The following is a 19,199-nucleotide window of genomic DNA, read 5'->3' on the forward strand; positions in this document are numbered from 1 at the left end:
GAACGGACCGCTGGGCGGGCATTCGGGCACATCCCGAGGAGCGAACGTGAGTATGCGTATCGGAGTGGAAGAAGAGTTCCACGTCCTGGAGGTGGAGAGCGGGCTCCTGGTGCCGCGCGCCGACGCCGTACTGCGACGGCTCCCCAAACGGACCTTCACCACCGAACTGCACCGGTCCACGGTCGAGTCCAACAGCGGTGTGCACACGTCCCTCGACGACCTCCACGCAGACCTCGCCGGGACGAGACGGCGCCTCGACCGGGCGGCCGCCTCCTCCGGGCTCGCCGTGATGGCCGCGGGCACCGCCCCGCTGGCCCCGGCCGCCTCCGCCCGCCCCACCGCCGACGCGCGCTACCTCCACATGAGCGAGGAATACCGCAAGGTCGCCGACGAACAGCTCATCTGCGGCGCACAGGTCCACGTGGACGTCCCCGACCGGGACACGGCCGTACGCGCCATGTGCACGGTGGCGCCCTGGCTGCCCGTCCTCCTCGCCCTCTCCGCCAGCTCCCCGTTCTGGCAGGGCGCCGACACCGGCTACGCGAGCTGGCGCACCCTGCTCTGGCAGCGCTGGCCCACCGCCGGACCGGCCGGATGCTACGCGAACGCCGCCGAGTACGACGCCGCCGTGCAGGACTTCGTCCGGGCCGGCGTGATCAGCGACGCCGGGATGATCTACTACGACGTCCGCCCCTCCGACCACCTGCGCACCCTCGAACTGCGCATCTGCGACGCCTGCCCGCGCGCGGAGACCGTCGTGCTCGTCGCCGGCCTCTTCCGCGCCCTCGTCACCGAGGCGCGCGAGCGACTGGAATCCGGCCGCGAGCCGCACTGCGACGGCCGGCACGAATGGCTGCGCGGCGCCGCCTGGCGGGCCGCCCGCTCCGGCCTCGAAGGAACGCTCGTGGACCCGGAGACCCACCGGGACGCGCCCGCGGAACAGGTGCTGCGCAAGCTCCTCGCCCGGCTTCGTCCCGCGCTGGAGGCCCACGGCGACTGGGACACCGTGCGGACCCTCGCGCACCAGGCGCTCGCCGACGGCAGCGCCGCCCGCCGCATCCGCCGCACCGCCCAGGAGGAGGACCTCCTGGCCTGCGTCGACATGCTCGTCGCCGAGACACGCGGCGAACGCGCGCACCGCGGCGCCACGCGACCCGTTCCCGCGGGCGGCGCCCGCTCCGCCGCCCGCCCCCGGGCGCTGCCCCAGGTCACCCAGGCCATCGGCCGCTGACGGCCCGGCCGCCGGCACGCGGACCCGTGTCCCACCCGCTCACCGAACCGCTCAGAAAGGGCTTCATCATGTCCACCAGCACGACCCGGGCTCACGCCTGTCCGCGGAAAGGGGGCGGTACGCCATGTGCGGTCTGAGCGGAGAGATCCGCTTCGACGGCCGACGCCCTGATCTGGCGGCCGTCGAGCGCATGAGCGAACGCCTCGCCGACCGGGGACCCGACGGCCACGGCGTCTGGACACGGGGCGCGGTGGCCCTCGGACACCGCCGCCTGAAGATCATCGACCTGTCCGACCTGGGCGCCCAGCCGATGACGGACGCCCGCGGCGAGATCACCGGCGTCTTCAACGGCTGCGTCTACAACTACCGCGAACTGCGCGACGAACTGCGCGGCCTCGGCCACCGCTTCGCGTCGACGTCCGACACCGAAGTCGTCCTCAAGGCCTACCTGCAGTGGGGAACCGACTGCGTCCAGCACTTCCACGGCATGTTCGCCTTCGCGCTCGTCGAGCACCGCAGCGGCCGCGTGGTGCTGGCCCGCGACCGGCTCGGCATCAAGCCGCTCTACCTGTCCGGGACGCCGGACCGCCTGCGGTTCGCCTCGTCGCTGCCCGCGCTCCTCGCCGCCGGGGACGTGGACACCTCCCTCGACCCGACGGCCGTCCACCAGTACCTCAGCTGGCACGCCACGGTCGCGCCGCCGCGCACCGTGCTCAACGGCGTGCGCAAACTGCCCCCGGCCACCGTCCGGGTCGTCGAGCCGGACGGCTCCCACCGCGACCACCGCTACTGGCAGCCCTCGTACACGCGCCGCCCCGAGCACGCCGGCATGGGCGCCAACGAATGGCGCGACGCCGTGCTGGAAGGGCTGCGCACCGCCGTGCGGCGGCGCATGGTCTCCGACGTCCAGGTCGGCGTCCTGCTCTCCGGCGGACTGGACTCCAGCCTCATCGTGGCGCTGCTCGCCGACGAGGGACAGCGCGACCTGATGACGTTCAGCGTGGGATTCGAGTCGGAGGGCGGGGAGGAGGGCGACGAGTTCCGCTACTCGGACCTCGTGGCCCGCGAGTTCGCCACCGACCACCGCCGCCTCATGGTGCCCTCCGACCGGGTCTCCACCGCCCTGGACGGGGCGATCGCCGCCATGAGCGAGCCGATGACCAGCCACGACGTGGTCGCCTTCTACCTGCTGTCCGAACAGGTGTCGAAGGACGTCAAGGTCGTGCAGAGCGGACAGGGCGCCGACGAGGTGTTCGCCGGCTACCACTGGTACCCGGAACTGGCCGCGGCCGCCCGCGAGGACGAACCCGAGCAGTACGCCGAGACCTACTTCGACCGGCCGCACGCCGACTTCGCCCGCATCCTCCAGCCGCACATGCTGCCCCCCGAGGACGTCTCGGGACGCTTCGTCCGCGAGCACATGGCGGTCCCCGGCGCCGAGACCGCGCTGGACGCGGCGCTGCGCCTCGACACGCACGTGATGCTGGTCGACGACCCCGTCAAGCGCGTCGACAACATGACCATGGCCTGGGGCCTGGAGGCCCGCGTGCCCTTCCTCGACCACGAGCTGGTGGAACTGGCCGCCGCCTGCCCGCCTGAACTCAAACTCGCCGACGGCGGCAAGGGCGTCCTCAAGGAGGCCGGCCGCAAGCTCCTGCCGCGCGAGGTCGTCGACCGCCCCAAGGGCTACTTCCCGGTCCCGGCGATCCGCCACATGGCCGGTCCCGTCCTGGAGCGCGTGCGCGAGGCGCTGCGGGCGCCCGAGGCGAAGGAACGCGGGCTGTTCCAGCAGTCCTACGTCGACGAACTGCTCGCGGCGCCCGACCACCACCGGACCAAGCGCGGAGCGAACGCCCTGTGGCAGACGGCTTTGCTGGAGATATGGCTTCAGACACACGGAATCAGGTGAGCGGCGACCGCGCCGGCCGCACCGGCGCGCCGCCCGCCGCCCCGCCGGGCGGCGTGCGCGCGCTGACGTTCCGCCCTGCCCTCACCCGGCCCGCGGACCCGCCGTCCCCGGACGCCGACGCGGGGAGCGCCGGGTGCGCCGCCGCACCGGCCCTCGTGCCGCTGCCCGACGCGGCCGGCCCGCGCGACGCGGTGAGCCGGCTGCGCTCGCACGGTTGCTGGTACCCCTCGGCCGCCGCCGACGGCGCCGAGGCCGCCTTCATCTGCGACCGGGGCGGCGTGCCCCAGCTGTGGGCGGGCCCGGTCGGCGCCGGCGAGGTGCGGCTGCTCGACTCCTCGCCGGATCCGGTCACCGAGGTCTCCTGGTCGCCGGACGGCCGCTGGATCGCCTACACCACCGCACCGGGCGGCGGCGAGCACACCCGCGTGCTGTGCGTGCGGCCCGACGGCAGCGGCCGGCGCGTCCTGGCCGGCGCCGACCCCGACAGCACCGCCCACCTGGGCTGCTGGGCGCACGACGGCTCCGCCCTCGCCGTCACGGTCGCCGCGCCCGCCGCACGCCCCTTCGACGACGGCCAGAAGCGCCCGCCCCCGGAGCACGCCCCGGGCGACGGCCACCCCGACGCCGTCCTCCCGTCCGCCGGCTGGACGGACCGGGACGGTCACGCCACGCTCCTCGGCCGAGCCGTCTACGACGCCGCGACGGCGACGGGAGCGCCGACCGCGGGAGGAGAGACGGACGGGGGAGGGGACCCGGACGGGATCCGCCGGAGCGGCGTCCCGGCCGCGGGAGCGGCCGTACGGGCCGACGGCGGACTGTCGGTGTACCTGATCGACCCCGACGGCCACACCTCGCCCGTGCTGCTCACCACCGAGACGCACGCGGCCACCCTGCGCGCCTGCGACCTCAGCCGCGACGGCCGGTTCGTGCTCCTGCGCCGGGGCCCGCGCGGCCGGCGCGAGGCGGTGGTGCGGCGCACGGACGACTCCACGACGACCTTCGCGCTGCCCGTCGCCGACGGAGACCCCTGGATCGGCAGGTTCTCACCCGACGGCCGCACCCTGTGGCTGCGCAGCAACGCCGGCCGGGAGTACGCGGCGCTCCTCGCGGTGGTCCTCGACGGCGACGGCGCCCCGGCCGGGACGTCCGTCGTCGCGGAGCGGCAGGACAGCGACCTCGAACTCCTGACCGTGGCCCACGACGGCCGCACCGTCGCCCTGGCCTGGAACGCCCAGGGCGCGAGCGAGCTGGAACTCGTCGAGACCTCCGCGGCACCGCACGCCGGGCGGCGCCCCGCCCCCGACGCCACCGGCCCCGCCCGACCGGTGCCGCTGCCCCACGAGGTCGTCACCCGCGTCACCGGGGCCGGCGCCGGACGCCTCCTGCTGGCGCTGTCCGGGTCCCAGCGCCGGCCGGGCGTGTGGTGGGCCCACGGGGGCGTGTCCCTGCTGCGCACGCCCTGGTCGTCGAAGGACGAGGACGCCGTCGCCCCGGGCCGTTCGCCCGTCCGGCCCGTCCCGCTGCGGCTCACGGCCCGCGACGGCCTGCCCCTGAGCGGCTGGTACTACAGGGCGCCCGGACGCCCCGCGGGCGAGCCCGCGCCCTGCGTGATCCATCTGCACGGCGGGCCCGAGGAACAGGAACGCCCGGTCCTCCATCCGCTGTACCACGAGCTGACCGGGCGCGGCCTGGACGTGTTCGCACCCGACGTGCGCGGCTCCTCCGGCCACGGCCGGTCGTTCGTCGACGCCGACCTCGGCGCCGGCCGCTTCGCCGCGCTGGACGACGTGGCCGACTGCGCGGCCCACGCGGTGACGGCCGGCCCCGCCGACCCGACGCGGCTGGCCGTCATGGGCCGCTCCTACGGCGGCTACCTCACGTTCGCCTCACTCGTGTGGCACCCGGAACTGTTCCGCACCGGCGTCGCCGTCTGCGGCATGTCGGACCTCCTGACGTTCTTCGCGGGCACCGAGCCCTGGCTCGCGGAGTCGGCGGCGCACAAGTACGGCCACCCTGAGCGCGACCGCGAGCTGCTGCGCGCCCTGTCGCCCATGAGCCGCGTCGACGCGCTGCGGGTCCCGGTGCTCGCCGTGCACGGTGAGCACGACACCAACGTGCCCGTGCAGGAGTCCCGGCAGTTCGTCCGCGCGGCCCGCGAGCGGGGCGTCGCCGCCGAGCTGCTCACCCTGCGCGACGAGGGCCACGACTTCCTGCGGGCGGACAACCGCCGGCTGTTCCGCCGCAGCGCCGCGGACTGGCTGGAACGCCATCTGCGCCGGTGAGGGGGTTGGTCGGGCGGCGCCGGGCCGGGGCCGGAGGAAGGGGGGCCGGGGCGGGGAAGGCAAGAGGCAGGCGGCGGCGCTCGACCTCCCCAGGCATCGCGCCGCCACCTGCCGACCGGCTCCGGCTACCCCGCGATCCGCGCTCTACTCCCACGTGTTCCTCTTTGCTCGACAAGTGACCCCCGACCGCTCGCCATTGACCGCCCACCGCTCGCCGATGACCGCCCGCCGATCACTGTCGTCCGCTTACGGGCGCCGGCCTGTCCGCCGCGCCCGCGGCTCCCCGGAGCGTCCACGGGTTTCCCAGAACCTTCGGGGATTCCCAGGGCTCCCAACGTCTCCCACGGGTCCGCATCCAGACTGGGCGCGGTGCGTTCACGCGCCCGTGAGTCCACCGGCGGCGCGTGCCGCCCCGCACTCGCGGGCGCGCGAGCGGCGCCGGCGCGCCCGGTCCGCCGCCCGCAGCCAGACCGCCCCGAGCACCAGGGCCAGGGCCGCCTCGACCACGTCGCCGCCGTAGTACATCAGCCGGGCCCCCTGGTGCAGATCGGCCGCCGCGAAGCGCACGCCGGGCGGTCCCGCGGCGTACAGGGTCTTCGCCAGGACCGCGTGGGCGGCCCCGGCCGCCAGCAGCGTGCCGCCGCGCAGGGCGACGCTCCGGGGCCGGCGCACCGGGTCGATCTGGCACACGGCGAAGGAGAAGAGCAGACCGGCCGCCAGCAGATGCGCGTGCAGCAGCCCGTCGTACAGCGGACGCCCGTGCACGGCCGCGAACAGCCCCGTCCGGTACAGCAGCCACATGCCGCCGACGTCCACCACCGCGGCCACCGGCGGGAAGACGAGCGCGCCGACGACCCGCGTGTGCGTGAGACCCACCAGAGCCCGGCGCGCCCGACCGGGGGACAGACAGCGCAGGGCGAGCGTCACCGGACGCGCGGACACGAGCAGCAGCGGGGCCGCCATGCCGACGAGCAGGTGCCGGACCATGTGGCCCGTGAACGGACCGTCCGGCAGCGCGCCCACCGCCGCCCACACGAGCAGGAGGCACCCGGCTGCGAACCGGGCGTCCCGCCACCGGGGCCAGCCGTCCCCCCGGCCGCGCAGCCGTGCCGCGCCCGCCGTGTAGGCGACCGCGGCGGCCAGTACGACCAGTGCGGCCAGCACGGTCAGGGCGGCCGACGCCCCGCCCGCCACGGGAGCCGTCCCCGGATGGACGTGCGCGAGGGTCACGAGGCCGGCCCGCCCCGGCTCCGGCGGTTCGCCCGCACCACCAGCACACCGCCGAGGAGCAGCAGGACCAGGCCGCCCGCGTTCCAGCCCCAGTCGTAGGGCGCGAGGTCGACGCCGTAGCGGACCTGGTGCACCCGCAGCACCTTGTGGTCCACGAGCCCGTCGAACAGCTGGAAGGCCCCCAGCCCCAGGAAGAACCCCGCCCACGCGTGGGGAGGCGAGAGGTCCCGGCGCCGGCGCAGATCGGCGAACAGGAAGAACCCGGCGACGAGCGCCAGCAGCTCCGCCGTGTGCAGCAACCCGTCCGACAGCAGGCCCACGGCCGTGGTGGACCGGTCGTAGAAGTGATGCCAGGCCAGGATCTGGTGGAAGACGATCTCGTCGACCGCGGCCATCACCGCCGCACCGATCAGCGCGCACACCGCCGTCGACCGCCCCCGACCGTCCCGCGCGGCCTCCCGCACCCCGCTCATCCGCGCACCGCGCCGGCCGCGCCGTGCGTTCCGGCAGGCCGCGCGCCGGGTCGCGGTGCGCGCTCGGCCCTGGACGGCGTCCGTTCCCTCATGACCGGCCTCCCCATCGGGATCGGGTGTGGTGCGTCGCGTGCGCGCGAGGCTCTCCTGGTGGCGGCTCCCGCGGGCGGCCCGGGTACCCCGGCCGGGCCACGGTCACTCCGCCGCCGTGCCGCCGTCGCTCCGCCGCCCGGCAGGCCGGCGGCGAGACCGGGCCGCGGAGGTCCCCGGCCGTGGATGGCAGGATGGTTGGTATGGACATCCGTCGCAGGAACAACATCCGGATCACCGGCCGCCCGGACGGACCGACGGTGGTGCTGGCGCACGGCTTCGGCTGCGACCAGAACATGTGGCGTCTGACCGTCCCCGCCCTGGAGGAGCACTACCGGGTCGTGCTGTTCGACTACGTCGGCTCCGGCGGATCGGAGCTGAGCGCGTGGGACGAGAAGCGGTACTCGTCCCTCGCGGGCTACGCCCAGGACGTCGTGGACGTCTGCGAGGAACTGGACCTGCGTGACGCGGTCCTGGTCGGGCACTCGGTCAGCGCCATGGTGGGAGTGCTGGCCGCGCGTGCGGCGCCGGAGCGGATCGGATCGCTGGTGATGGTGGCCCCGTCGCCGTGCTACATCGACTCCGACGGCTACCGCGGCGGCTTCAGCGCGGAGGACATCGACGAGCTGCTGGAATCTCTGGAATCGAACTACCTGGGCTGGTCCGCCGCCATGGCACCGGTGATCATGGGCAACCCCGATCGGCCGGAACTCGGCGAGGAGCTGACCAACAGCTTCTGCGCCACCGACCCCGAGATCGCCCGGGTCTTCGCCCGGACCACGTTCCTGTCCGACTCCCGCGACGATCTCGAGAGCGTCACCGTGCCGACCCTGGTCCTGGAATGCGCCTCGGACGTCATCGCCCCGCGCGAGGTCGGCGCCTATGTGCACGCCCGGATCCCCGGCTCCGCCCTGGTGACGCTTCAGGCCACCGGGCACTGCCCCCAGCTGTCGGCGCCGCGGGAGACCAACGCCGCCATCCTCGGCTTCCTGCGCGGCCTGCGGTGATGTGCCCCTCGGGAGACCCTCCGGAGCCCTGCGAGGCGCGGGACGTCCCGTCGACCGACGCGGCGTTCAGCGCCCTGCTGGAGGACAGCGTCGAGGACCTGTACGAGTCCGCGCCGTGCGGATACCTGTCGACGCTGATGGACGGCACCGTCGCCAAGATCAACGCCACGCTGCTGGGCTGGCTGGGCCTGGAGCGACGGCACGTGGTGGGCCACAAGCGGTTCGCCGACCTGCTCACCGTGGGCGGCAAGCTCTACCACGAGACGCACTTCGCGCCGCTGCTGCAGATGAAGGGCGAGATCAGCGGCATCGCGCTCGAGATGAGCAGGGCCGACGGCGGCCGGATGCCCGTCCTGGTCTCCTCCGTGGTCAAGTACGGCAGCGAGGGCGAGCCGCTGCTGATCCGCACGACCGTCTTCGACGCCTCCGACCGCCGCGCCTACGAGGAGGAGCTGCTGCGCCGCAAGCGGGAGGCGGAGCGGGCGCACCGCCAGGCCGAGGCCGACCGCGCCCGGTTGCAGGAGGCCCTGGCCGTGCTCCAGCGGTCCCTGCTGCCCGCGGCCCTGCCGGCGGTGCCGGGCGTGGAAACGGCCACGTACTACCACACCGCCGCCCCCGACCGGCTCGGCGGCGACTTCTACGACCTCTTCGCCCTCGACGGCTCCCGCTGGGCGTTCTTCCTCGGCGACGTGTGCGGCAAGGGCCCCAAGGCCGCCGCGGTCACTTCCCTGACCCGCTACACCCTGCGGGCCGCGGCCCTGCACGACCCCGACCCGGTCACCGCGCTCACCACCCTGAACACGGTGCTGCACGAGCGCTACACGGGCGGGGACCCCCGCTACTGCACCGCGATCTTCGGGATCCTCACCCCCGACCCGCGGACCGGGCGCGTCGCCGTCAGCCTGGCGTCCGGCGGCCATCCGCCCGCCCTGGTGATCCGCGGCGACGGCGGCACGGACTTCCTGCCCACTCCCGGAGGCCTCCTGGTCGGCGCGCTGCCCCACGCGTCCTTCACCCCCGCCGCCACCACACTCGGCCCCGGTGACACGCTCCTCCTCTACACCGACGGGCTGACCGAGGCGCGCACCGGACCCGACCGCGCCGAGCTGTACGGCGACCGGGCCCTCCTCGACTTCGTCGCCGCCCACGCGACCGCGTCGCCGAAGGGGATCGTCGACGCGCTGACAGACCTGCTGGAGAGCCTCGGGGACGGGGTCGACGACGACACCGCCCTGCTCGCCGTCGGCGTACCCCGCACCCCCGAGCCGTCCAGCCCGGCCGCGGACCACCGGAGAGGAAGACTGTGAAGATCGCCGCCCGCGACGCGTCCACCGGTCCCGTGCTCGAGATCGTCGGTGATCTCGACTACGGCACGGCGCACGAACTGCGCGAACGCGTCTCCCGGACGACACTGAGGGCCGGCCAGCGCCTGGTGCTGGACCTGTCACGGCTGGAGTTCTGCGACTCCAGCGGCATCACCGCCCTGATCGCGGCCCGCAACCACGCGGCCGCCGCCGGCGCCGACATTGCCCTGACCGGCGTCCCCGCCAACACCCTGCGCATCCTGCGCATCGTCGGGCTCGACCAGGTCTTCGCCGTCCACCCCGACGCGCGGTCCGCGACCGAGGCGGCGCCGTCGTCTTCCGCCGAGGTGCTCCGGGACGCCGGGCCGGGCGGCGCCTGACCTGGCGGTCCGGGACGCCTCTCGGCGGGCCGCGCCGCGGGCCCGTCCCCGGAACGGGGTGTGAGGCGGCCGGGACCGGGGACTTGGAGAGCATGCCGGGGCCAGCGGCGTTCCCATGGGGCTGACCCGGCCCAGGCTTCTCTGGTTCGGACCGCGTGCCGGAGGAGCCGTCCCACCGGTGTGACGGCCGCCCATCAGCATGCCCACGGCCTCGCCGACGGTGTGCCGGGCGGCGACGGCCCGCTCCCTCCGGAAGGCGGGCGGCGCCGCGTCAGCGCACGACGTCGAAGACGTTCTTCTGCAGCCCGTTGGCATACGCCTGGTGCTCGACGAGCCTCAGCTTCTGGGTGTCCTTGTCGGTGTCGCTGAAGAGCCGCTTGCCCGCTCCGAGGAGGAGGGGGAAGACGAGCAGGTGGTAGCGGTCGATCAGGCCGGCGTCCGACAGCGCCCGGTTCAGGGTGGCGCTGCCGTGGACGATGATCGGGCCGCCCTCGCCCTCCTTCAGCGCGGCGACGTCGTCGAGCGAGCGCAGGATCGTCGTCTCGCCCCAGTCCGACACCAGGTCGTCCTCGCCCAGGGTGGTGGAGACCACGTACTTCGGCATCCCCTTGTAGTCGGCGAACTCCGGCATGCCGGGCCACACCGGGCTGAACGCCTCGTAACTCGTCCGGCCCAGCAGCATCGCGGTGGCCTCCTGCTGCTCGCGGCCCTTGATCTCGAACGCCTCGGGGAGGAACTCGACGTCCTTGAAGGTCCAGCCGGAGTTGCGGTAGCCGGGCTCGCCGCCCGGAGCCTCCACCACGCCGTCGAGGGAGATGAAAGCGGTGCTGATCAGAGTGCGCATCGTGGGTCCTCGGGTCTCGGGTTCGGTCTGCGGTGGACGGGGCGGCGCCTGGGCGTCCGCATCGCGCGGTCGCCGCGCCCCGCCATGATCTACGACCCCCGCTCCGCCCGAAACTCATCGGCCGCCCCCGGAGCGTCGGACGCCCGGCCGATCGCGCCCCCTGACGACGCGCCGTCCACCGGCCAGACGGGCGGACTGGCCGGCCCGGAGGGACGGAGCGAAAGGCGGCACCCGGCCGCGGGCGCCGGCATTCCCGGGCGCGGCCGGCCGGGCCACACCGGACCGGACCGGACAGGACCGGACCCGCAGACCCCGCCGGACTCCACGCCCCGCCGGCCCCGCAGAACGCCCCTGCGCACCGGCCGGATCCGCCGGACCCGCCGACCTCGACGCCCCGTCGGGCGGTCGCGAAAAGGTGAGCCGGCCGGGCCGGGGGCCGGGCATGATGCCCCGTGTGGATCACGTCCTGTACGGTCTCGCCGCCAACCCCGCGCTCCCGCCCGAGTTCGTCGACCGGCTCATCGCGGTCGCGGACGCCGACGTCGCCTGGCGCCTGGCCGACCGGCCGGACCTCGGCCACGCACAGGCGCTCGCCCTGTTCGCGCGGGTGCCCGAGTGCGGGGTGCAGCTCGCGTACGCGGGCCGGCTGACCGCCGCCGACGTCGACCCCGTCGCGCGGCCGGACGTCGCACTCGCCCTGCTCGACGAGGGTGCGGGCGCGCCGCACTGGGCGCGACTCCTCGCGGCGGATCCGGACCCCGCCCACCGGGGGAAGCTGGCCGCCTGCCCCGGTCTCCCGGCCGACGTCGTGGAGACGCTGGCCGCGGATCCGGACGTGTGCGTCGTCGCCGAACTGGCGTTGTGGACCGCGTCCGAGGCGATCGCCGGGCTCGCGCGCCATCCGCACGCCGATGTGCGCCGCTCGGCGGCCGCCAACGAGGCGACGCCGCCGGACGTGCTCGCGGCGCTCGTCACCGGACACGGCCTGCCGCCGGTGCTCCGCTGCGCGGTCTGCGAGCAGGAGGCCACGCCCTTCGTGCACGACCGGAACTGCGCGCGCCCCGGCTGCACCTTGCCGTCGGGCGCCTCGTGCGACGGGTCCCACGAGTCCGCCGTGCACGACATACGGTGGGCGGCCCTGCGCAACCCGGCGACGCCCGCCGAGGCCGTCGCCGGCTTCGCGGACCATCCCTCGATGCTGCTGCGCCAGTCGCTCGCCGCCCGTCCCGGCCTGCCCGCTTCCGTGTACCGCGGGCTCGCCGCGGATCCCGTTCCCGGCGTCCGCGCCGACGTGGCCGGGAACCCCGCGATCGACGACGCCGCCACGCGCACCCTGGCCGGCGATCGCGACCCCGACGTGCGGCGCGGGCTGGCCCACAACCCGCGACTGCCGCTCGACGTCCTCGCGCGGCTGGCCGACTCCGTCAGGGTCGGCGCGACCCTGCTCCCGCGCATCGCGGCCGCCGCCCCCGACGAGGTCCCGCGGCTGGCGAGCTCGCCGAGCGCGGCCGTCCGCATGTTCCTGGCCCGACGCCGCGATCTGCCGCCGGAGATCCGTGACGGGCTGGCCGAGGACCCGGACGCCAAGGTGGTCAGGTCGGTCGCCTCGCACCCGGGCCTCGGCGAGGCGCGCCTGCGCGCCATGGTGGACCGGCACGGGGCCCGGGTCCTCGTCGCGGTGGCGGCCAACCCGGGCGCCGGCCCGGCACTGCTGGAGCATCTGGTCCGCCACGATCCGCCCGTGCCGAAGGTGTTCCGCGAGATCGCCGCGCATCCGAACGCCTCGCCCGGCGCCCTGCTCGCGTGTCTGAAGGACAGTCGGGCGAGGCCCGTCGCCGTCGGCCGTGCGGCACTCCCGACGGCGGTCGTCGTGGAACTGCTCGACGACCCCGATCCGAGCGTGGCGGCGGCCGCGGCCGCCAACCCGTCGCTGCCCCGCGCCGTCGTCGAGGGTCTGCTTTCCGGGACGTGAGCGGTTCCTCCGCGTTCGGCGGGGCGACGGCCGCCGTCACCGGTTTTGCGGCCGCTCGCGCCGAGCAAGATCAGGAGGTGGCCGGTTCGGACGAACCAGCGAAAGCATGCGGCGTGTTGACGGCCTGGACCGGCCGGCGCCGACAGTGGCTCCAGGAGGAACCCGTGGCCGTCGCCCCCATCGCGGAGATCGACATGTTCGCCACCTCGGACCGGCGCACGCGCCACGAGCAGTACCGGATCCTGCGGGACATGGGCGGCGTCGTCCGGCTGCGCGACCCCGACGTGTACGCGGTGGTGCGCTACGACGAGGTGAAGGCGGCGCTCGGCGACCACGAGGCCTTCGTCTCCGGTGAGGGCGTGGGATTCGATCCCGGGGTCAACCGGCTCATGCGGGGCGTCACGCTGGTCAGCGATCCGCCCGAGCACGGTGTGCTGCGCTCCGTCGTCGGCGCGGGCCTGCGCCCCGGTCCGCTGCGGGCGCGCGGGGAGGAGATCGCCCGCAAGGCGCGCGACCTGGTCGCCCGGGCCGTCGCCGAGGGCGAGGTCGACGGCGTCACCGCTCTGGCCCAGGCGCTGCCGATGCTCGTCATCCCCGACTACCTCGGCCTGCCCGAACGCAACCGTGAACACCTCTACGCGTGGGGGCAGGTGGGCAACGACCTGCTGGGTCCGGCCTCGGAACGCACCCCGCACAACGCGGAGATGACCCGGCGTCTGTTCGCGTTCGCCCACGAGCTGGCGGCGAACCGGGAGCTCGCGCCCGGCAGTCCGGGAGCCGCCATGCTCGAGGCGGCCGACCGGGGTGTCATCGCCGAGGAGAAGTGCCCGCTCCTGCTGGTGGACTTCATCGGACCGTCACTGGAGACGACCGCCGCGGCGATCGGACATCTGCTCGTGGCCTTCGCCGAGCACCCCGGCCAGTGGGACGCGCTCCGCGCCGAACCCGGGCTGGTCGCCTCGGCGGTCAACGAGGTGCTCAGGCTGGAGACCCCCGTACGCGGACTCACCCGCGTCGCGTCGCGCGACACGGAGCTGGGCGGCGTGACCGTCCCGCAGGGCGCGCGCATATGGGCCCTGTTCGCCTCCGCGAACCGCGACGAACGCAAGTGGGAGCGCGCGGACGAGTTCGACCTGCGCCGCAACCCGCTCGACCACCTCGGATTCGGCTACGGCGTGCACAACTGCGTCGGCCAGGGCGCCGCCCGTGTGGAGCTGCACGCCTTCGTCCACGCGCTGCTGGACTGCGTCGAACGCGTCGAACTCACCGGCGATCCGGTGATCGCCGAGAACACGATCCTCAACACGTACGCCGAGGTCCCCCTCCGGCTGGTGGCGAGGAAGCCCGCCTGACGCCCGGCCCGGCGCCCCGCCGCGACACCGAACGCCCCGCGACGCCCGGTCTCCCCACGCCGGGCCGGTCCGCGCGGGCGTCGTCCCGGCTCAGCGGACGTAGGCGTCGCACAGCCCTCGGACGGAGGCCGGCACGGGTGACCGGTGGGACCAGCCGCACACGGTGCGCAGGTCGTACGTGGGCCGCGGCTGCCGCTGCCGCTCCCGGGCCTCGCGGGGGCGGGCGGGCCGTGCCGGGCGCTCGGCGTGCCGGAGCGGTCCGGCCGGCGCGGCGGACCGGGGCCGCACGGGACGGGCGTGCGCCACACCGCTGCGCGGCCTGACCGGCCACTGGGCGCGCGGCGGCCGGCGCCCCACGTCCCTCCCGCCCGCGGGCCGACGCGGCGTGCCGGACCGGTGGCGGGCGGGCGGACGCGGTGTCGCACCGGCGGCCGTGTCGACGAGGGCGCTGAGGGCGGGCGCCTGCCCGGGGTCCGCCACGGGGGAGGGCATGCGGGCGGCGGCCGGGGCCGGGCGGGGCGGTGGCGGGGATCCGGCGGGGAGGGAGACACAGCCTCCGGCGAGGAGGACGGCCGTCAGGACGGCGGCGAGGGCGAGAGGGCGGCGCATGCTCCCAGGGTGGCGGCCGAGCGGCCTCCCCGGTGCCGACCTGGCGGCAGGTCACCGGCACGGGTGACGCGCGGTGGCCTCGCGGGTGGGCCGCACGCCCGGCGGAGGGGCCGGGGCCGGCATGTGATGCTGGGGCCATGACTGAGAGAGGCGAGGTGGCCGTCGTCCGCCGGCCGGGCCGGGACGCTGCCGCCGAGGACGGGTTCGCCGCGTTGCTGGCGGCCTACCACCTGCGGACGCAGACCGAGAAGGGCGAGGCCGTCACCGGCGTGGACGCACTGCCGGACCGCTACCGGGCGGAGATCTCCGACCCGCGGACCGCGTTCGCCGACGACGTCGTGCTGACGGCCCTCCACGGCGGCGTCGCCGTAGGGTGCCTCGTGCTGACCGCGCCCGCCGACGGCCGCTCGGAGATCAAGCGAGTGTGGACCGACCCGGAGCACCGGGGCCGTGGCATCGCCTCCGCGCTGCTGCGCGCCGCGCTCGCGGCCGCCGCGGCCGACGGCACGAGCGCGGTGCGGCTCTCGGTGTGGGCATGGCGCACCGAGGCCGTCTCGCTGTACGAGCGCCTCGGCTTCACCGTCACCGAGTCCTGGGACGAGCGCGAGCGGCTGGTCTGCATGCAGCGCGTGATCTGAGCGCCGCCCCGGCGGGCGGGCGCGCGGCCGGGGGCCGCCCCGGCGGGCCGACGCGGACCCCGGCCGTCGGCCCTCACTCCCCGGCGACGCGCAGCAGCAGCTTCCCCGTCGAGGTGCGCCCGCCCATGAGCCGGTGCGCCTCGGCGGCGTCCGCCAGCGCGAACTCCGCGGTGACCGGCAGGCTCACGCCGCCGTCCGAGACGGTGCGGAAGGAGCGCTCGGCGAGCGCGCGCAGCGCGTCGGGCGCGGACCGCGCGAGCGTCAGGATGGAGAAGCCGCTGACGGACAGGCCCCGGGCGTACAGCTCGGGCTGCCCGACCTGCCACGGCGCGGCCCCGCTCGCGTTGCCGAAGGACACCAGGCGTCCGAAGACGGCCAGCGCGTCCAGGCCGCGGCGCAGGGTGTCGCCGCCCACCGGATCGAGGACGAGGTCGACTCCCCGGCCGCCGGTGGCGCGGCGGACGTCGTCGGCGAAGGCGTCGCCGGTGAACACCTCGTCATAGCCGTGCGCGAGCGCGTGCCCGGCCTTGGCCGCCGAGGACACCACCCCGTACACGGCGCCCGCGCCCGCCGCCCTCGCCAACTGCCCGGCCACCGTGCCGACGCCGCCCGCCGCGCCCTGCACCAGCACGCTCTCGCCGGCCCGCAGCCGCCCGACCTCGTGGACCAGGGCGTGCGCGGTCGGCACCACCGTGGGGAGGGCGGCGGCGCTGCGCAGGTCCAGGCCCGCCGGGAGCGGGAAGACGGTGACGGCGTCGGCGACGACCACCTCCGCGTAGGCCCCGCCCTCCACCAGCGCGGCGACCTCCTGCCCGGGCCGCAGCCCCCGGACGCCCTCGCCGACGGCCCGGATCCGGCCGGAGACCTCCAGACCGGGCCGGAACGGCAGCGACGGCACCCGGTATCCCTCGGCGCGTGCCTTGAGGTCGGCGAAGTTCACGCCCGCGTAGGCGGCGTCGACGGTGACCTGGCCGGGTCCGGGCTCGGGCGTCCCGGCCCGGACGAGCCGCAGCACCTCGGGGCCGCCGTACTCCTGGAACTCGATCGCGCGCATGGCGGATCACCGCACCCTTCGATGAGTGTTCAATGGAAAGCGAACACCAGGACTGTATGATATCCATCGAACACTCGACAACCGGCCGGGCCGTTCCGCGAGTCGGACGGCCGGGGCAGGCGGCGACGGGAGGGCCATGGCGAAGGACGCGGCGGGCGGTTCGCACCGCGCGGCCCCCGTGCACACGGATCCCGAGGAGGTGTCCGTGCTCACCGCGCTGTCCGCGGTCTCCGACCCCGTGCGCATCACCCTGATCCGCGAACTGGCGAACTCCCCTGACTGGACGCGCAGTTGCGGTAGTTTCGACGTGCCCGTCGGCAAGGCGGCGCTCAGTCACCACTTCTCGGTCCTGCGCGGCGCCGGCCTGGTGGAGCAGCGCGACGAGGGCCCGAAACGGCTCAACCGGCTGCGCCGCGAGGAGTTCGAGGCGCGCTTCCCCGGACTGCTCGCCCTGCTCCTTGCGGACGACGCCGCCGACGCCCGCGGGTGACGGCACACCCACACCGGCGCGGTGCGCGCCGGACGACCCTGGACGACACGAACGAACGGTGGACGCACACGTGCCTGGACAAGCCCACACCCCCGCGGACGTCGCCGCACCCGGGACGCCCCGGACGCCGCGGACGATGACGGCGTGGACGACACGGGGCGACGGCATCGACCGGCTGTCCGCGGTCCGCGTCCCCCTACCGGAGCCCGGTCCGACCGAGGTGCTGGTGAAGACGGCGGCCGTGTCGCTCAACTACCGCGACCTGCTGGTGGTGGGCGGCGTCGACCACTGGTCGCCCGACCGGGACGTGGTGCCCGTCTCCGACGGCGTCGGCTCCGTCGCCGCGGTCGGCTCCGAGGTGACCCGCTGGCAGCCGGGCGACCGGGTCTCGGCCGGGTTCCTGCCCCGGTGGCGGTCGGGTCCGCTCACCGAGGACACCTATGTGTCACCGGTCGGCGGGCCGGTCAACCGCGGCATGCTCGCCGAGTACGTCCTCGTCGAACAGGACGAGGCGGTGCGCACCGCACAGAGCCTGGACGACGTGCACGCGGCCACGCTGCCCGTCGCCGGGGTGACCGCCTGGCACGCCGTCGGCCGCCGCAGCCGGGTCCGGCCCGGCGAGACGGTGCTCGTCCACGGCACCGGCGGAGTCGCCCTGTTCGCCGCGCAGTTGACGCTGGCCCTGGGGGCGACCCCCGTCGTCACCTCCGGCAGCGACGAGAAACTCGACAGGCTCCGCGCGCTCGGCGTCGACCGCACGATCAACTACCGGCGCACCGAGGACCTCGCGGCGGAGGTCCTCCGGATGACCGGCGGCGAGGGTGTGGACCATGTCGTCGAGACCGTCGGCGGCGACAACCTGAACCGCTCGCTGGAGGCGGTCAAGGTGGGCGGCAGCATCAGCTTCATCGGCCTCATCGCCGGACGCGAGGCGAACATCGACGTCTACCGGTTCGTCACCAAGAACGTCACCGTCCACGGCATCGAGACCGGCTCCCTGGACATGCTCGAAGAGCTGGTGGCCTTCGTCGACGAACACGGCATCACGCCCGTGATCGACTCCGTCCACCCGGCCGAGCGGGTTCAGGACGCGTTGCGCCACCTCGAAGGCGGCGGCCACTTCGGCAAGATCGTCGTCACCTTGCCGGGCGCGACGGCGCCTCGCGCCGCTTCCGCCGTCCCCGGTCGTCAATCGGCCCGGCCCGGATCCCGGTGAGGAGTGTTTCGTGAACATCGGTGAGATCGCCCGGCGGGCCGGTGTCTCGCGGAGCACCGTGTCGTACGTCCTGAGCGGGAAGCGTCCGGTGTCGGAGGAGACGCGTCGCAGGATCCAGCGGGTGATCGACGAGCTGGGGTATCGGCCCAATGCGAGTGCGCGGGCGCTGGCGAACGGGCGGACCAGCACGATCGGGCTGGTGTTCCCGCCGGCGGGCGACCATTACACCGGGATGCAGCTCGACTTCATCGGCAGTGTGGTGGAGGCCGCGGCGGCCTGTGACTACGACGTGCTGCTGTCGCCGAGCGGTGTGGACAGCGACCGTTCGTTCCAGCGGCTGCTTGGGGAGCGGCGGGTGGACGGGGCGATCCTGATGGAGATCCGGCTCCGGGACGACCGGGTGGATCATCTGGCCGCTCTGGGGTTTCCGTCGGTGGCGATCGGCCGTACCGCCGAGCCGGACGGTGACTGGTGGGTGGGCCTGGACCACACGGCGCTGGCGGCGGCCTGCGTCCACCACCTCGCCGATCTCGGCCATCGCCGGGTGGCGTTCGTCAACCGTCCCGAGCAGTTGGTGCGGGCGGGGTACGAGTCGGCGCACCGTGGTCTGGAGGGGTTCACGAAGGCGGCGGCCGAGCGCGGGCTGGGCGTGCGGACGTACTGCTGCGGGGACGACGCCGCGTCGGGGCAGGCGTGCATGGAGCGGATCCTGCACGACGATCCGGCCACCACGGGCGTGGTCACCCTGAACGAGGCGGCGCTGGGCGGTCTGTACCGGGCTCTGGCGGAGGCGGGCCGTCACGTGCCGCGTGACTTCTCGGTCACCGGCGTGGTGGCGGGCCGGTGGGCGGAGACGGTGACCCCGCGGCTGACCGCGGCGGACGTGCCGGCCGAGGAGATGGGCCGCCTCGCCGTCGACCTCCTCGTCGAACGCCTCGACCACCCCGGCGCCCCGCCCCGCCACCACCTCCTCGCCCCGCCCATCTCCCTGCGCGCCAGCACCGGCCCCGCCACCGCACACACGGCCGACGGCTGAACGGCCGGCGGCGCGGGCCGGACGGCGGGCAACGGACGGCGGACGGGGCGAGCCCCGGGAACGGCGACATAACGACCGGTCG

General features: G+C 75.1%; 17 protein-coding genes. 12 read left to right on the forward strand and 5 right to left on the reverse strand.

Annotation, left to right across the window (positions count from 1 at the left end):
* Positions 1 to 52 precede the first annotated feature (52 nt).
* From OG802_RS32125 to OG802_RS32135, 3 genes are all read left to right on the forward strand, one after another.
* Positions 53 to 1,231 (forward strand): carboxylate-amine ligase, encoded by a 1,179-nt coding sequence (locus OG802_RS32125; protein WP_329417570.1) that lies wholly within the window; start codon positions 53 to 55, stop codon positions 1,229 to 1,231.
* 124 nt (positions 1,232 to 1,355) lie between these two features.
* Complete coding sequence (locus tag OG802_RS32130; protein WP_329416231.1) at positions 1,356 to 3,140, forward strand: N-acetylglutaminylglutamine amidotransferase; 1,785 nt, start codon at positions 1,356 to 1,358, stop codon at positions 3,138 to 3,140.
* The gene (locus OG802_RS32135; RefSeq protein ID WP_329416232.1) at positions 3,113 to 5,422 is read left to right on the forward strand and encodes a prolyl oligopeptidase family serine peptidase; all 2,310 of its coding nucleotides are present in this window, start codon (positions 3,113 to 3,115) and stop codon (positions 5,420 to 5,422) included. The genes OG802_RS32130 and OG802_RS32135 overlap by 28 nt, the downstream gene beginning before the upstream one ends.
* A gap of 375 nt (positions 5,423 to 5,797) precedes the next feature.
* On the opposite strand, the gene OG802_RS32140 is transcribed toward OG802_RS32135, so the two are convergent.
* Positions 5,798 to 6,652 carry a cytochrome c oxidase assembly protein gene (locus OG802_RS32140; protein WP_329416233.1) on the reverse strand — a complete coding sequence of 285 codons (855 nt, stop codon included), beginning with the start codon at positions 6,650 to 6,652 and terminating at the stop codon, positions 5,798 to 5,800.
* Positions 6,649 to 7,125 (reverse strand): DUF2243 domain-containing protein, encoded by a 477-nt coding sequence (locus OG802_RS32145; RefSeq protein ID WP_329416235.1) that lies wholly within the window; start codon positions 7,123 to 7,125, stop codon positions 6,649 to 6,651. Before OG802_RS32145 ends, OG802_RS32140 begins: the two co-directional genes overlap by 4 nt.
* 293 nt (positions 7,126 to 7,418) lie before the next feature.
* Between OG802_RS32145 and OG802_RS32150 the strand changes: the two genes are divergently transcribed.
* The 3 genes from OG802_RS32150 to OG802_RS32160 are packed head-to-tail and all read left to right on the forward strand — an operon-like array spanning position 7,419 to position 9,906.
* On the forward strand, positions 7,419 to 8,222 hold the full coding sequence (locus tag OG802_RS32150) for an alpha/beta fold hydrolase (protein ID WP_329416237.1): 804 nt from the start codon (positions 7,419 to 7,421) through the stop codon (positions 8,220 to 8,222).
* On the forward strand, positions 8,222 to 9,529 hold the full coding sequence (locus tag OG802_RS32155; protein WP_329416238.1) for a PP2C family protein-serine/threonine phosphatase: 1,308 nt from the start codon (positions 8,222 to 8,224) through the stop codon (positions 9,527 to 9,529). The genes OG802_RS32150 and OG802_RS32155 overlap by 1 nt, the downstream gene beginning before the upstream one ends.
* The gene (locus tag OG802_RS32160; protein WP_329416239.1) at positions 9,526 to 9,906 is read left to right on the forward strand and encodes an STAS domain-containing protein; all 381 of its coding nucleotides are present in this window, start codon (positions 9,526 to 9,528) and stop codon (positions 9,904 to 9,906) included. The genes OG802_RS32155 and OG802_RS32160 overlap by 4 nt, the downstream gene beginning before the upstream one ends.
* 271 nt (positions 9,907 to 10,177) lie before the next feature.
* On the opposite strand, the gene OG802_RS32165 is transcribed toward OG802_RS32160, so the two are convergent.
* Positions 10,178 to 10,750 carry a dihydrofolate reductase family protein gene (locus OG802_RS32165; RefSeq protein ID WP_329416240.1) on the reverse strand — a complete coding sequence of 191 codons (573 nt, stop codon included), beginning with the start codon at positions 10,748 to 10,750 and terminating at the stop codon, positions 10,178 to 10,180.
* Between the two features lie 454 nt (positions 10,751 to 11,204).
* On the opposite strand from OG802_RS32165, the gene OG802_RS32170 reads away from it, so the two are divergent.
* Both OG802_RS32170 and OG802_RS32175 read left to right on the forward strand, forming a co-directional pair.
* Positions 11,205 to 12,722 (forward strand): hypothetical protein, encoded by a 1,518-nt coding sequence (locus tag OG802_RS32170; RefSeq protein ID WP_329416242.1) that lies wholly within the window; start codon positions 11,205 to 11,207, stop codon positions 12,720 to 12,722.
* Positions 12,723 to 12,886: 164 nt separating this feature from the next.
* Positions 12,887 to 14,074 (forward strand): cytochrome P450, encoded by a 1,188-nt coding sequence (locus OG802_RS32175; protein ID WP_329416244.1) that lies wholly within the window; start codon positions 12,887 to 12,889, stop codon positions 14,072 to 14,074.
* 90 nt (positions 14,075 to 14,164) lie between these two features.
* Here the strand turns inward: OG802_RS32175 and OG802_RS32180 are convergent, their stop codons facing one another.
* A complete protein-coding gene (locus OG802_RS32180) occupies positions 14,165 to 14,683 on the reverse strand; it encodes a hypothetical protein (protein ID WP_329416245.1) in 519 nt (172 codons plus the stop codon).
* A gap of 137 nt (positions 14,684 to 14,820) precedes the next feature.
* Here OG802_RS32180 and OG802_RS32185 point away from each other — a divergent pair, with 137 nt between their 5' ends.
* Entirely contained in the window at positions 14,821 to 15,321 is a 501-nt protein-coding gene (locus OG802_RS32185) for a GNAT family N-acetyltransferase (protein ID WP_329416247.1), read from the forward strand.
* 73 nt (positions 15,322 to 15,394) lie between these two features.
* On the opposite strand, the gene OG802_RS32190 is transcribed toward OG802_RS32185, so the two are convergent.
* Complete coding sequence (locus OG802_RS32190) at positions 15,395 to 16,375, reverse strand: quinone oxidoreductase family protein (RefSeq protein WP_329416249.1); 981 nt, start codon at positions 16,373 to 16,375, stop codon at positions 15,395 to 15,397.
* Between the two features lie 136 nt (positions 16,376 to 16,511).
* Here OG802_RS32190 and OG802_RS32195 point away from each other — a divergent pair, with 136 nt between their 5' ends.
* From OG802_RS32195 to OG802_RS32205, 3 genes are all read left to right on the forward strand, one after another.
* Positions 16,512 to 16,865 carry an ArsR/SmtB family transcription factor gene (locus tag OG802_RS32195; protein ID WP_329416251.1) on the forward strand — a complete coding sequence of 118 codons (354 nt, stop codon included), beginning with the start codon at positions 16,512 to 16,514 and terminating at the stop codon, positions 16,863 to 16,865.
* A gap of 70 nt (positions 16,866 to 16,935) precedes the next feature.
* Positions 16,936 to 18,081 carry a zinc-dependent alcohol dehydrogenase family protein gene (locus OG802_RS32200; RefSeq protein WP_329416252.1) on the forward strand — a complete coding sequence of 382 codons (1,146 nt, stop codon included), beginning with the start codon at positions 16,936 to 16,938 and terminating at the stop codon, positions 18,079 to 18,081.
* 10 nt (positions 18,082 to 18,091) lie between these two features.
* Complete coding sequence (locus OG802_RS32205) at positions 18,092 to 19,117, forward strand: LacI family DNA-binding transcriptional regulator (RefSeq protein WP_329416255.1); 1,026 nt, start codon at positions 18,092 to 18,094, stop codon at positions 19,115 to 19,117.
* Positions 19,118 to 19,199: the final 82 nt, after the last annotated feature.

The sequence above is a fragment of the Streptomyces sp. NBC_00704 genome (assembly GCF_036226605.1).
In the GTDB taxonomy this organism is placed as follows: domain Bacteria; phylum Actinomycetota; class Actinomycetes; order Streptomycetales; family Streptomycetaceae; genus Streptomyces.

Bases quoted from the DNA above. Each gene is read 5' to 3' on its own strand.
- OG802_RS32125 (WP_329417570.1), top strand. From the start codon at position 53: ATGCGTATCGGAGTGGAAGAAGAGTTCCACGTCCTGGAGGTGGAGAGC.
- OG802_RS32130 (WP_329416231.1), top strand. From the start codon at position 1,356: ATGTGCGGTCTGAGCGGAGAGATCCGCTTCGACGGCCGACGCCCTGAT.
- OG802_RS32135 (WP_329416232.1), top strand. From the start codon at position 3,113: ATGGCTTCAGACACACGGAATCAGGTGAGCGGCGACCGCGCCGGCCGC.
- OG802_RS32145 (WP_329416235.1), bottom strand. From the start codon at position 7,125: ATGAGCGGGGTGCGGGAGGCCGCGCGGGACGGTCGGGGGCGGTCGACG.
- OG802_RS32150 (WP_329416237.1), top strand. From the start codon at position 7,419: ATGGACATCCGTCGCAGGAACAACATCCGGATCACCGGCCGCCCGGAC.
- OG802_RS32155 (WP_329416238.1), top strand. From the start codon at position 8,222: ATGTGCCCCTCGGGAGACCCTCCGGAGCCCTGCGAGGCGCGGGACGTC.
- OG802_RS32165 (WP_329416240.1), bottom strand. From the start codon at position 10,750: ATGCGCACTCTGATCAGCACCGCTTTCATCTCCCTCGACGGCGTGGTG.
- OG802_RS32180 (WP_329416245.1), bottom strand. From the start codon at position 14,683: ATGCGCCGCCCTCTCGCCCTCGCCGCCGTCCTGACGGCCGTCCTCCTC.
- OG802_RS32185 (WP_329416247.1), top strand. From the start codon at position 14,821: ATGACTGAGAGAGGCGAGGTGGCCGTCGTCCGCCGGCCGGGCCGGGAC.
- OG802_RS32190 (WP_329416249.1), bottom strand. From the start codon at position 16,375: ATGCGCGCGATCGAGTTCCAGGAGTACGGCGGCCCCGAGGTGCTGCGG.
- OG802_RS32195 (WP_329416251.1), top strand. From the start codon at position 16,512: ATGGCGAAGGACGCGGCGGGCGGTTCGCACCGCGCGGCCCCCGTGCAC.